Origin of the sequence: uncultured Bacteroides sp., assembly GCF_902491285.1 — a bacterium.
Lineage (GTDB): Bacteria > Bacteroidota > Bacteroidia > Bacteroidales > Bacteroidaceae > Bacteroides.
In genome coordinates, this window is record NZ_CABUHK010000063.1 from 1 (window position 1) to 13,714 (window position 13,714).

Annotated in this window: 11 protein-coding genes; 4 read left to right on the forward strand and 7 right to left on the reverse strand. The window is 41.4% G+C overall.

Going from position 1 to position 13,714, the window contains the following annotated elements; translation table 11 throughout:
• The 5 genes from RDN93_RS15445 to RDN93_RS15465 form a co-directional block, all read right to left on the reverse strand.
• On the reverse strand, positions 1–1,687 hold a 1,687-nt coding region (locus RDN93_RS15445; RefSeq protein ID WP_308746348.1), incomplete at its 3' end, for a SusC/RagA family TonB-linked outer membrane protein.
• A 25-nt stretch (positions 1,688–1,712) separates the two neighbouring features.
• On the reverse strand, positions 1,713–2,888 hold the full coding sequence (locus tag RDN93_RS15450) for a DUF1566 domain-containing protein (protein WP_308746349.1): 1,176 nt from the start codon (positions 2,886–2,888) through the stop codon (positions 1,713–1,715).
• 12 nt (positions 2,889–2,900) lie between these two features.
• A complete protein-coding gene (rbsK, locus tag RDN93_RS15455) occupies positions 2,901–3,800 on the reverse strand; it encodes a ribokinase (RefSeq protein ID WP_308746350.1) in 900 nt (299 codons plus the stop codon).
• A gap of 77 nt (positions 3,801–3,877) precedes the next feature.
• Positions 3,878–4,801, reverse strand: a complete 924-nt coding sequence (gene rbsK, locus RDN93_RS15460; protein WP_308746351.1) for a ribokinase — start codon at positions 4,799–4,801, stop codon at positions 3,878–3,880.
• Positions 4,802–5,028: 227 nt separating this feature from the next.
• Positions 5,029–6,570 (reverse strand): hypothetical protein, encoded by a 1,542-nt coding sequence (locus RDN93_RS15465; RefSeq protein ID WP_308746352.1) that lies wholly within the window; start codon positions 6,568–6,570, stop codon positions 5,029–5,031.
• Between the two features lie 253 nt (positions 6,571–6,823).
• Here RDN93_RS15465 and RDN93_RS15470 point away from each other — a divergent pair, with 253 nt between their 5' ends.
• The 3 genes from RDN93_RS15470 (at position 6,824) to RDN93_RS15480 (ending at position 8,868) form a co-directional block, all read left to right on the forward strand.
• Complete coding sequence (locus tag RDN93_RS15470) at positions 6,824–7,627, forward strand: inositol monophosphatase family protein (protein WP_308746353.1); 804 nt, start codon at positions 6,824–6,826, stop codon at positions 7,625–7,627.
• 35 nt (positions 7,628–7,662) lie between these two features.
• Positions 7,663–8,370, forward strand: coding sequence for a ComF family protein (locus tag RDN93_RS15475; protein WP_308746354.1), 708 nt, complete (start codon positions 7,663–7,665; stop codon positions 8,368–8,370).
• A 63-nt stretch (positions 8,371–8,433) separates the two neighbouring features.
• Positions 8,434–8,868, forward strand: coding sequence for a DUF6078 family protein (locus RDN93_RS15480; RefSeq protein ID WP_135038171.1), 435 nt, complete (start codon positions 8,434–8,436; stop codon positions 8,866–8,868).
• 170 nt (positions 8,869–9,038) lie between these two features.
• Here RDN93_RS15480 and RDN93_RS15485 read toward each other — a convergent pair whose 3' ends face one another.
• Positions 9,039–10,598, reverse strand: coding sequence for an AAA family ATPase (locus tag RDN93_RS15485; RefSeq protein ID WP_308746355.1), 1,560 nt, complete (start codon positions 10,596–10,598; stop codon positions 9,039–9,041).
• Between the two features lie 70 nt (positions 10,599–10,668).
• On the reverse strand, positions 10,669–12,348 hold the full coding sequence (locus RDN93_RS15490; protein WP_286150482.1) for a sodium:solute symporter family protein: 1,680 nt from the start codon (positions 12,346–12,348) through the stop codon (positions 10,669–10,671).
• 211 nt (positions 12,349–12,559) lie between these two features.
• Here RDN93_RS15490 and RDN93_RS15495 point away from each other — a divergent pair, with 211 nt between their 5' ends.
• On the forward strand, positions 12,560–13,597 hold the full coding sequence (locus RDN93_RS15495) for a LacI family DNA-binding transcriptional regulator (RefSeq protein ID WP_172503598.1): 1,038 nt from the start codon (positions 12,560–12,562) through the stop codon (positions 13,595–13,597).
• The last annotated feature ends 117 nt before the right edge of the window (positions 13,598–13,714 follow it).

The following is a 13,714-nucleotide window of genomic DNA, read 5'->3' on the forward strand; positions in this document are numbered from 1 at the left end:
TTGCCAGATAGCGGTTGCTGAAATTATAATTGAATCGTCCGTAGAAAGACACCAGAGAAGAGGGGACTGCATACGAAGAGTTCGGTCCGTGTTCTTCCGCTCCTTGCAAATTGTAATACTTGAGAATGGATGACAACTTTTTAGAGTCAGCCGTTACTTCCTCATAATCTGTTCGGGAAGCAGAGAAACCTGCCATTGCAGAAAATTGATGTTCTTTGTTGATGTCAAATGAATAAGTGGCAGTATTCTCTGTTTGCCAATATCTTTTCTTGTTCGACATTACATTGGCATGACCGCCAGCCGTATAATGCTGTCCCATGCGTCCGTCTTCATAAGTATTCACTTTGTAAAAGACAAGTTCTCCACCGTTATCGGAACGTAATTTCAAGTTCTTTATCGGTTCTATCTCGATGTAGGCGGAACCTACGAATCTGGATTTGAGTGTGGTTTTGTCAAGTAAGTCAACAATAGCCACCGGATTTGCTCTCGTGTTGAGGAAACCATCGAAATATTCTCCGTCTTCGGTATAAATAGGAGCTGTCGGTTGTGAACTAATGGCGCTGAACATAGTTCCGTATCCCGAATCTGCTTCTTCGTTGATATTCATGAGTTTTGATTCAATGACATTGAAACGTACTCCGTATTTTAGCCACTTGTTTAGTTTGGCATCCATATTATATCGAACAGTCAGTTTATTGAAGGACGAGTTTTTGATTGTACCTTTCTGGTCATACCAGTCTACTCCCAGGAAATGTTGCATATCATTCTTTCCACCGGAAATGGAGAAGTTATAGTTTTGGTATTGCCCGTTTTGGGTAACTGCGTCCTGCCAGTCGGTCGACTCACCGCGACTTAGCAAACGTAGTTCTTCTGATGTCCATTTGTAATTAGGTTGAGCAATGGATACCAATTCATAATATTGCTGCGCGTTCATCAAGTCTTGTTTGTTCAACATTCGTTGCGTACCGAAAGAGGCATTCAAAGAGATTTTGGCTTTTCCGCTTGTACCCTTTTTGGTAGTCACAAGTACTACACCATTAGAACCTCTCGAACCATAGATAGATGCGGAAGAAGCATCTTTTAAAATTTCGATAGATTCAATATCACCGGAAGATAAATCCTGCAGACCTCCTTGTACGGGAATACCGTCGACGATATATAACGGCTCGCTGCCGGCTCGGAGCGAACCTACTCCGCGAATAACGACAGAAGCATCCCCACCTGGTTTTACGGAGCCGGTAGTTACTTGCACACCGGCAGCAAGTCCTTGCAGGGCAGTCGTCACTGTTCCTACTTTGGAGTTAGTAAGATGTTCTGATTTGATAGAGGCAACGGCACCTGTCAAATCGCTCTTTTTGGCAATACCATAACCGATTGCTACTACTTCGTCCAAGTTAATGGCATCTGCTGCCATTTGTATATTAATGACATTCTGTTTCCCTACGGTAACCGATTGTTTTACCATACCTACAAAAGTAAATTCTAAGATATTTCCTTTTTGGGCTTTGATGCTGTAGTTTCCATTGGCATCGCTTACAGTTCCTGTTTGAGTACCTTTTACTGTTATAGATACGCCTGGTAATGTTTCATTGTTCGTATCAGAGACGGTTCCTTTAATGCTGATAGTCTGTGCATGTAATACACTGGCAAAAAAGATTGCTATAAATAATATGATGTGTTTTTTCATGACGCTTATTTTATAGGATTGTTATTTAATAGGCCCGGATAGGAAGAACACCAATTTTCCAACCGCTTTTTGAGCAGATTTCAGAAACGATATTAGTGTCTTCGTAGAAGTTCACATAATAGGCAGACCAGCCGGCTTCCCCGTCGCCTTCACTTGAAGTCCAGTAATTGTTTGCCGGAATATTGACTCCTTTCTCTGCTAATAAACTTTTAACTTTGAATACTTCGATCAGTTCTTCTCTGGAAGGGAGGAACCAGTCGGCATATACGGCATTTCCTTCAGTGACACTATTATCCAAGCAAAGTTGGGCGGCAATTTTGACTCCTTGCCATTCGGGCCAGTTGTTCGCACTCTGTAATGCATTAAACTTCTTGACTATATTTTGAGTGTTTGTATAACCGCTTCCCATACTTTTACTCGTTCCGGCTGCATCCGACGGAGCTACTTCAGGACCGAATTGTTCTGTTCCCGTACCGATGTTGCTCATATTTACGATATATCCGTGTGCTTTTGCTGCATCCACCCAGAATACAACACCTCCTCCGAGTTTGTCACCGACATTCGTCTCGATAGTGATTGTTCCAAGATTACTTTTCCGCTCTCCTCTGACAATCATAATGGAGTTTACTCCGTATAATCCTTCAGGAAGTGTAAATTCTACTCCTTCTTCATTAAGAGTTAATGGTAAATTATATTCGACGCCTGCCGGATAGAAGGAAGCATATAGTACGGCAACGTCCCCGGCTTCAAATCCTTTTCCTTGAATCTCGACTTTGCTCTTGGGCTGCACATTGCCTGAAGGTAGAACGATATCAATGATCGGAACTACGAAAGGCACTTTAAAAGTTCCGTTTAAAACGGTCTGTTTACCCGCTCTTTCAATTGTTACGGTATACTCGCCGCCTGCTTCCACCGGGACGATAAACTTCAGGTAACTGTCTGTAATCTCCGTGACTTCTACCTTTTCCTTCTGGTTGGTAGCGTTACTTAAATAGACTATATCTTCTTTTGCAAAACCAAGTCCGTTGATTTGCGCAACCTGACCAGGGATGATATCATTCTCCGAAGGAAATTTTATTTCCTTTAGGATAGGCGCTATGGGAGTAGCGATATGTTCGTCGTCGCTATCACAACTATAAAAGTTGCATACTATCAAGCCCGATAGAATAGGGATGAGTAGTTGTTTCAAATAGGTTTTCATGGCTCATTAAATTTAAAAGTTGAACGATAAGGCTAATTCTTTTTCAATCATGAAGTGCTTCACTTCATCGAGAGTAGGAATAGATGGTTGTGCACCCGAGCGCGTGACTGCAATGGCTGCCGCAGTGTTGGCAAAGTTGAGTGCTTCCTGATCTATTTCTTTCTTTGCGCAAGCGACCGCCAATGCACCGCAAAAAGTGTCGCCTGCGGCGATTGTGTCGATCGCATTTACTTTACAACCGGGAAGTTGGATGATTTCTTTTTCATTTTTCATGTACACACCTTGACTTCCCAGTGTGATTACCACATTGCTGGTACCCGCTTTCAGCAATGTTTCAGCAATTTCCTCAAGATTGTTATCTGTATAATCGATTCCTGAGATGAATGCTGCTTCCAGTTCATTGACAACTAGTATATCAATGGCTTTCATCAATTGTTCATCAATCAGGCAGGCTGGTGCGGGATTGAACAATACCTTTTTACCTTTTTGTTTTGCTGATAAAGCTATTTTTTTAATTGTTTCGTAAGGAATCTCAGCCTGCATGACAATAATATCAGCTTCGTCAATAACTTCTGAGAAATGAGTGATTGAACCGGGTAATAAAGAATAGTTGGCGCCGGGAGCTACTGCAATGCAGTTTTCACCACTGTTGGCCACAAAAATAAGTGCGGTTCCTGTGGGATGATTGACATCATCAATAATGTAATCGGTGGTGATACCTTCTTTCTTAAAGTGATTTTTTAAAATATCCGCATACATATCATTCCCCAAAGAGGTGACAAACGTCACAAAGCCGCCAAGCCTGGCTGCCGCCACAGCCTGGTTGGCTCCTTTGCCTCCGAGGGACTGCATGAAATTTGCATCTCCGACTGTTTCGCCGGGTGCCGGGAGATGGCTGACTTGTGCAACCATGTCGATGTTTGAACTTCCAATAACTACTACTTTCATTTGAATCAGATTTATGTGATTGACCTAGGCTTCTCTTTATTTTATAAGTTGACTTCTCTTTTATATGGAATAGCACTCTGGGCTCCGATACGGGTAACGGCAATAGCCGCCGCTGCATTGGCAAATTCGACGGCTTCCGTCAGCGAGTGCTTTTCGGACAGGTAAACGCTGAATGCACCGCAGAATACGTCTCCGGCACCGGTAGTGTCGACTGTCTCCACTTGTTTGGCGGGAATCATGACGTAGTTGTCTTTCTCCTTTACATAAGCCCCGTCTTTGCCTAATGTAATAACGACATTTTCGATACCTTTATCTCCGATTGTCTTGGCGGCCCGGTGGGCACTTTCTATATCCATGACTTTAATACCGGACAGCATTTCGGCCTCAATCCGGTTAGGAAGTATGGTGTGTACGTTTTCTAGGAAAGTGTCACTCAGGGTAGATGCAGGCGCCGGATTGAGTATCACCTTTTTGCCATACTTGTTGGCGATAGCGGCTGCATATTCCGCTGTTTCTATCGGAACTTCAAGCTGCATGAGTATAATGTCAGCTTCCTTGATTTTTTCTTCAGCTTTATTGATATCCTCTTCTGAGAGGGAGCGACTTGCACCCGGTGCAACGATAATACTGTTTTCTCCGAAAGAATCAACGGAAATAAGCGCCACGCCCGATGGGCTTTTCTGGTCGGTGAAGATAAACTCTGTGTTAATCTTTTCCGATTTATATATTTCCAATGCTTGCAATCCGAACAGGTCGTATCCGATTTTGGAAATGAAAGTAACTTCGGCTCCCAGTCGGGCTGCTGCGATTGCTTGATTGGCTCCTTTACCTCCGGGGTTCATATAGAAAGTTCCACCTAGAATGGTTTCTCCGGGGACTGGGAGCCTGTTGGCTTTCACAACCATATCGGTATTACAGCTTCCGATAACTACGATTTTGGGTCGATTGCTAGATATAGTTTCCATAATATTAATAATTAAGATGATGCAAATAAAAGGAATAATAATGCTTTGTTTTTTACATTAATATTTCATTTATATAATTTCAAACAGGATATTTCGTGTGAAATAACCTATTTTATAAGTGGTTTGTGGATTGTTTTATTGTGCAGATTTATATAATTGCAAATGGATAAACCGAAAACGCGGAAGGTGCTTTTGTGCTGTGAATATAGCTTATTAGCTTTATCTTTTTAGATTTCTTTAGCATTGGTATGTTGTCTAAGAACCTCAGACAACTTTTCTTTTCGTATTTTTGATTCTATCCATGCAGTAAAATCGAAAATGCGTAATAACTGATTTTCGTATTTGTCGTTGTATAATTCATGAATTTCCGGATATAGCTTTTCCCAGAAAGCTTCCCGGTCTTTTCGTAAAATAGGTAGATTACTTTTATTCAGAAACCATAAAACCGTACGTTCTGTTTTGAAGGTCTGCTCTTTGGGAGAAGACAAACTTCGGGTGATGGAACGTGATTCGTGTGTTATTAATTCAAATTCTTGTGTCTCATAATAGGCGATAAGGCGAACCAGTCGAATGGTTCTCATCAGCGGAAGATATTTAATGTTGTGGTCGACAATAGCGTTACTTATATATTTCTTTGCTGCTTTGTAGTTCTGATTGCCGATGTGTATGAGAGTCGTGTAAAGTAATAGCTCGCTTTTGCGTATAGGACTTAGCCATGCTTCTTTGTCATAGAGCGACTCCTGATAACGATTCATGAGCTCTGTACAATTAAAGAAGTCTCCTTTATCCAGATAGGGAAACAGCTCGTATTGAAAGAGCAGGCAGGTAGCATTCACTTTAAATTCAAGTGATGAATCTTCCGCTATCAGCCTTTTTAATTTCTCCAGGAAATACGGCATTTCGTTGTAGTTGCCTACTGAACGCAGACTGCCGAGTACCCCTTCGAGCACCGACAAATAATAAATAGGTGGATTCGACCAGAATTGTTGATTCTGCTCAAACAATGAGTTTAGCTCTTTGTATGAGTTTAGGGCAGCTCTGTAATCTCCTGCTCCCATCAGATAATTGGCCTGAAAAAGTTTATGATTTCGTGTCAGTTCAAAATTCCCTTCTGCGTCTGAAGAAGCGGCTATATAAAGCTCGTTTACCATGAGATCGTTCATATCTTGTTTTTGCTTCGCAGTTCGTATAGCTCCGATATGAGAGAGACGGTATTTTAATAGATTGTGCAGAGAAGATTGCTCCGTTATTTTTCGAATTTTCTTTAAAGAATCATTTTGGATAAAATGTTTATGGAAAAGTTCCTGCTCGGTCATATTGGGGAAATTCAGCCGCAACAGATATTCCAGTTCCTGTTTCTGGGCAATCATCAGTATCTCATTGTTTTCATAGAACTGCGCCTGCTCTATCGTGTTGGATAGTATCTCAAAACACTCTTCGAACAGGGAACGCTCATAAAGCATACGGGCTTTACATAAATCGTTCAGCAGATCATAGTAGATGTCTTTCTTCTTTCTTAATGTGAGCAGTGTATCTACCAGTTTCTCATATAAATATTGAATGGATACTTCAAAAGAACCTTTCGGTCTACGTTTATAAAACTCTTCTTTTACCGCATTTCCGTTGGGCTGTTTACTCTTTGTGATAATATCGTAAATCACAAGATAGTCCTTCTCTTCCTTGTCTTTGATGACCTGCAAGGAAAAGTGTTTCTTTTCTGATTTTGATAAAGAGTATATCAGGGAAATAACGGAGTCGACTCTTTTCATGAAGCCCTTTCAATTAGTATTCGGGTACAATATTCGGGAAATTCTGTGGAAAAAGCAAATCTCAAGTACGTTAAAAATCCGGTTCGCATGGTGCTGAATCGGATTTTTTTATATTAATGAACAAGAAGATATTTGGAATTTCCATCTAATGCCTTGGAAGTTCTTATCTTTTTCGAGGAAAACTCTCACTTCTATCAAAAAAAGTAATAATTTTGGCATAGATTTGTGGGTAGTCTAAATAACAAAAGAAGAAATGTTAGATTTGAAACAACTTACAGCCGAAGTATGCCGCATTGCAACTGACGCCGGACATTTTTTGAAGGAAGAACGGAAGAACTTTCGTCGTGAACGTGTTGAAGAAAAGCATGCGCACGATTACGTATCTTATGTAGATAAAGAATCCGAAGTGCGAGTGGTGAAGGCTCTTTCTGCTTTACTTCCTGAAGCGGGATTTATAACCGAAGAAGGTTCTGCCACCTATCAGGATGAACCGTATTGCTGGGTGATTGACCCGTTGGATGGAACCACGAACTATATTCATGATGAGGCTCCCTACTGTGTATGTATTGCTTTGCGTAATCGCACCGAACTTCTCTTAGGCGTCGTTTATGAAGTCTGCCGGGATGAATGTTTTTATGCCTGGAAAGATGGAAAAGCCTTTATGAATGGTGAAGAAATTCATGTCTCTACTATTCAGGACGCGAAAGATGCATTCGTTATCACGGAATTACCTTATAATCATCTGCAATATAAACAGACTGCTCTTCATCTGATAGATAAACTGTATGGAGTAGTGGGCGGTATCCGCATGAATGGTTCAGCCGCTGCCGCAATCTGCTATGTAGCTATCGGACGTTTTGATGCTTGGGCGGAAGCCTTTCTTGGGAAGTGGGATTATTCCGCAGCAGCTTTGATTGTGCAGGAAGCGGGCGGACGTGTAACGAACTTCTATGGTGAAGATAACTTTATGGAAGGGCATCATATCATTGCTACGAACGGACACCTGCATCCTTTATTTCAGAAACTTCTGGCGGAAGTTCCACCATTAGATATGTAGAAAAAATATCTCCTTATAAAATCCTTACTATTATTATGAAACACACACTCCTTATAAAAGACTGGCTTGGTTCATTCTTGTCCTTGTTTTTTCCCCGTTATTGCATTGTTTGTGGCAGAACGTTGGCGAAAGGTGAAGAATGTCTTTGCACAATGTGTAATATCAATCTTCCACGTACAGATTATCATCTTAGAAAAGACAATCCGGTAGAAAAAATGTTTTGGGGAAAGATTCCTTTGGAGCGGGCTACCTCTTTCTTCTTTTACCGAAAAGGAAGTGACTTCCGGCAAATTCTTCACCAGCTTAAATACGGTGGACAAAAAGGCATCGGAGCAATCATGGGGCGCTATATGGCAGCCGAATTGCTGGAATCCGGTTTCTTTGAAGGAGTTGACGTAATACTTCCCGTGCCGTTACACAAAAAGAAACAGCAGATTCGTGGTTATAATCAAAGCGAATGGATAGCCCGGGGAATTGCTGCCGTGACAGGAATTTCTATTGATACGGAATCGGTGGTGCGCCGGAAGAATACGGAAACACAAACACGTAAATCTTTTTTAGAGCGTTGGGAGAATGTGGAAGGCATCTTCGAGTTAAATCATGCGGAGTCTCTGATCGGAAAGCACATATTGATTGTAGATGATGTTTTGACTACCGGGGCTACCACTGTGGAATGTGCGTCTTGCCTGACAGATATAGAAGGAATACGGATTAGTATATTGACGCTGGCGATGGCGGAATAAAAACTGTATTGTCAAAATAGAGATAAAAAAGTACTTTAATAGGTTTAAAAAAACAATGTATTTATGAATAAAAAGATTGGTTACAATGATGTTCCTAAGAGTTTTTTATATTGCAATCATGATAAATGTCCTCGTCGTGGCAAATGTCTTCGTTATCAGGTCGCACTCGATATTTCACAAAAACTTCCTTACTATACGACAGTCAATCCGCAACACATAGCTGGAAATGAGAATAATTGTGACTTTTTTAAATTAAATGAAACCACACGCTTTGCCGCCGGAATGAGCCATTTGCTGGATGACATTCCACACGCTACGGCCATTGCCATACATAAAGAAATATATTCATTGATGGGACGCAGCATGTATTATCGTATCCTTAATAAGGAACGGCTGTTGCATCCGGTTGAACAGGAGCAGATAGCCGCTATTTTCCGCAAGCACGGAATTAAGTCAAAGCCTGTATTTGATGATTATATAGACAAATATGATTGGTAGATTAGTGAGGGAAATACTCATAGTGATGAGAATTAATTCTCATCACTATGGGAATATTTTCTCATAGCGATGAGTATTTTTTCTCATCGTGGTGAGAAACTTTTCTCAATACTATGAGAAAAGTTTGAGAATGTAAGAGAGTGATTAGTCTCTTGTAATCAAGAAATTAATCATTCAATCTTCCAGCCGCCTATGGTTCTTGTAGCACTGTCAAAGTTGACACCGACTTTAATTACTTTCAGGTTTCCGGCCTGATAAGGAATGGCATAGTCCTTACTGTTAATCTGTGCCAACGCCTCTTCCGGTGTACCATCCACTTTGAATTCAAAGACGTAAATGGCATCTTGCATTTTCACGACTGCATCCGCTCTACCGATGATAGCTGTGTCTACTTTCACGTCTATATATTGCCCCATCAGGCGGAAAAACAGATAGAAGATAGTCTGATAATGTTTTTCTTCTTTATTGTTTAGCTTGTTGGGGATGGAAGCGAAGAAAGATTTCATCCTTTCCAGGCATTCATTCAATTTCCCGATACGTAAGTCTTTGATAAATGATATTACATAGAATGTATTCTCGCGTGCAGGCAAATGTACATAAGCAGGCATGAGAGATTCGATAAACCCTTTTCTTACTTCTTTGTTGGGATATCCCAATGTATAGGCTTGAAAATTCGGGTCGTAGCCTTTTATCGTGAGATAACCGCTTTGGTAGAGCACCGGAAGCGGGTCGGTAATTCTATTGCTGGGGGCATCAAACTGTTCCGCTGTGGCAGTGGTGGCATCCAAATCCCGAATATCGAAGTCGCTTTCTTGCAGAAGGTCTATTAAGAAAGTAGGCGTGCCGGTTGAGAACCAGAAATTCTCATAACTCTTTTGAGTAAATGCATTGATTAAACTAAAGGGATTATAAATGTCCGTACAATTCTTACTGAAGTGATATCCGTCATATTGTAGTTTTAAATGTGTGCAAGCTTCTTCGTACGTTTCGTTGTTGGCTTGAGCCATCTGTTCGATATCAAATTGCAATTGGGAGCGCAACTCTTCTTCTGTGATGCCGCAAATTGCACTATATTCATCCCACATACTGATATTTTGCAGATTATTCAACTCGCTGAAAATACTCATTTGGCTGAATTTGCTGATGCCTGTTAAGAATAGGAAACGTATATATTGCCCTTGGCTCTTGAGAGGACTGAAAAAGTCCCGCATTATATTCCGGATTTCCGCTTGAACTTCTTCATTATTGTTGCTGTCCAGCATTGGCGAATCGTATTCGTCTATCAATATCACAACTCGCTTCCCTGTCTGTTCATAAGCGCGACGGATAATGCCACTGAAGCGAAGGCTGTATGTCCCTTCTTCTTCAGACTTCCCATAGACCTTTTCCCAAATGGCTAATTGATAATTAATGTATGCGCGTAAACTGCTGGCAACTACATATTTGCTTATACTGAAATCTATATGTAGCACCGGATACACTGTCCATTCCTTTTCCAGAGTTTCCATTGCCAGTCCGTTGAACAATTCTTTCTTTCCTTGGAAATAAGCCTCGAGTGTGGATATCAGCAGACTTTTTCCAAAACGTCGGGGGCGGCTCAGAAAATAAGTTGTATTGGTATTCGCCAATTTATAAACTAAAGGCGTTTTATCCACATATACGTAATTGTCATTGCGCAGCAGTTCGAAATTCTGTATTCCTATCGGGTATCTTCTGAAATTCATATCCATGATGTACGGCTGTTTTGTAAATGAAATATAGACGAAGATAAGCATTAAATGAGAATCTCGATATATCAGCCTATATTTTCTTTTCTTGCCTTTTTGGATTCCTTGTCATCAGTAACCCGAGCAGGGCAAAAACGACGCCTGTTGTGATGATAAGTCTCTGTCCGTTATCCGCCATGCCGCCCAATATCGCAATTCCGGCTCCGGAAGCGAAAATACCATAACCGATCACCCGTTTGCTGAAATTATTTCCCGCTTTCTCTGCCGATTCATTTTCTTCGATTTCTTTTAATTTCCGGGCATTGTTTTCTTTATTCCAGACCAAGTAAGATTGATACTTTTCAGACTCCTTGTTCTTTACCTTATAATATATCTCAAAGATTGTCAGGCATACAATCGGGAAAGTAACCCCGAGAATCATCTCCTCGGCACGATTGAGGGAGAAGCCCATCAGCGGAGTGATGAATTTGAATAAACCATTGACAACCAGGCTCAATAAAGTAGTGGTGATATTCGAAGCCGAAGTCTGCCTTTTGGAAAATAGCGTCCAGATGATGGGCAGATATAAAGGAACACCTGTCAATGCCGCCAAGCTGATAACCACATTTACAACTCCCCCCATTTTAGGAATAAGCATAGCTATCAGTATACTGAGTGCTCCGAAAAGAATCGTCGAGATTCTTGCAACATACATCAGAGTACGGTCGGAACTTTTCGGTCTTAGATTTTTGAATATATCATTGGTGATGACTCCCGAAGCAATATTCAGTTTTGAGTTCAGCGCACTGGTAGTTGCGAAAATCATACCGCCGATCATTAATCCCAAAAGTCCGTTCGGAAGAACTTCCTTGCACATCATCAGGTATGCCCCTTCTGCGTCGAGCAATGAGAGAGAAGGATCATATACCCTGTAAACCATTGGTGGGAGCATCCATAACACCGGGCTGATGATGTATAAAGCGCCGAACAGATAACCTACTTTCCTGGAGTCATTTTGTGTCTTGACACAGGTATAGCGCTGCACGTATGCCCAGTTGCCGCCCAGGAATATTGTGTTGTAGACACCGAAGGCTATCAGGAAGCCAAAAGTATATTCATCGTTCAGAAGATTATAGAATGTGTCGGGCACCTGCTCTATCAAGGCGGTCACTCCATTGATTTTGTCGAAAGATAAAGGAACTACGATAATAACTGCCGCTGTCAGGATGACGAACTGAAGTACGTCTGTGGAGATAACAGCCCATAATCCGCCTGCGGAGACATACAAAATACATAGTCCGCCTAATAGTAAAATGCAGGTATTTAAAGGTAGTCCGGTGGAAACTTCTAATATTTTAGCGACCGGATAGAGGAAAGAGGCCGTAAGAAACACAGAGATAGACAAGAACAGGTAAGTGTATATCTTCTGTGTCGACTTTCCTAATCTTTTGTGTATGTATTCTGCTGCCGTGAGCGTTCCCGTTTTATGCCATTTGGGGGCAATAAGCATTCCGACAATGAGACCGGCGACAGCCATTGTCCATTGGATGGTAATTGAAACCCAGCCCATGGAGTAAGCAATGGAACCCCATACGACGAATGTGCCGGCAGAGAAAAATCCCATAAACAGGGACAGTCCGCTCATATACCACGGCATGGTTCCGTTGGCGGCAAAGAAAGATTGCATGCTTTTACCTTTTCTGGAGAAAGCCAGTCCGACGAGGACAACTCCAAGGGAAAATAGTACGATAGTAATGATGTCAAGAGTAGTCATATCAAATGATTTAGTTAACAAAACAGGCTTGAAAAACCTCAAAGCCGACGGCAAATATATTTTCGATTCTACAGATAAACAAGCAATTCGGAATATAAATCATCGGGAACGTTACCGCAAACGTTCCCGAAATTAAACTCTTGGAGTTTTAACATCTCAATCACGGGAATTTGATTATATTCGGGCAATTTTTAAGAAAGGGGATTAGACTATGAGTAAATTAAGAGTGACTATCAAGGATTTAGCCAAGGAGCTGAAGATTTCGACTTCTACTGTTTCCAGAGCTTTGTGTGATAAATGGGATGTCAACCCGGAAACGCGCAAAGCGGTTCTGGAGCTTGCGGAAAAGTGGAATTATAAGCCGAATCCGATTTCGTTGAGTCTGAAACAGAGCCAGTCTATGTTTATCGGAGTGATTGTACCTGAATTTGTCAATTCCTTCTTTTCCGAGGTAATTATGGGCATTCAGAGTGTGCTCAATCCTGAAGGATATCATGTGTTGATTATGCAGTCTAATGAGTCGCATGAGAATGAATTGCGGAATATGCAGGCGTTGGAAGCGCAGATGGTGGATGGCTTTCTGATTTCGGTTACCCAGGAATCAGAAAACATCAGTTACTTCTCTGATTTGATTCGGAATCATTTCCCCGTGGTTTTCTTCAATCGGATTTGTGCGGAATTGAATGCTCCCTATGTGGTTATTGATGATTATAAGTGGGCTTTTTCTGCGGTCGAGCATTTGATACGGCAAGGATGCACGCGGATCGTCCATTTGGCGGGTTCTGAAGATTTGCTCATTGCGCAGAAACGTAAGAGCGGCTATATGGATGCCTTGCGAAAGTATGGATTGCCGGTTGACGAGGCTTTGATTATCGATTGTGGAATAATGATGGAAAAAGGGATAATGGCTGCCCACCAGATTCTTGAAATGGAAAAATTGCCGGATGGAATCTTTGCAGTGAATGATCCGGTGGCGATAGGGGCGATGAAAACTCTTCAAAAAAACAGGATTAGAATCCCGGAGGATATAGCAGTAGTCGGTTTCTCCGAATCAAAGGAAGCATTTATTGTGGAACCTAACTTGACTAGTGTGGAGCAGCCGACTTTTGAAATGGGGAGGAATGCAGCACAGTTGTTATTGGAGCAAATCAAGCATAATATCAATAATGACGATAAAATGCCCTCGAAATCAATCATCCTGGATGCAAAACTGAATATCAGGGAATCGTCTCTTAGAAAGACGAGTTGAAACTTTGACCTTCTCGGAAGGTATAATTTGCGGGACATAGCCTTTTTCTATATGAAAGAGGTGTGTCCCGTTTTTCTTTTTCCTGCTTATGAAAAAAAAATAAAAGTGCACTTCCCT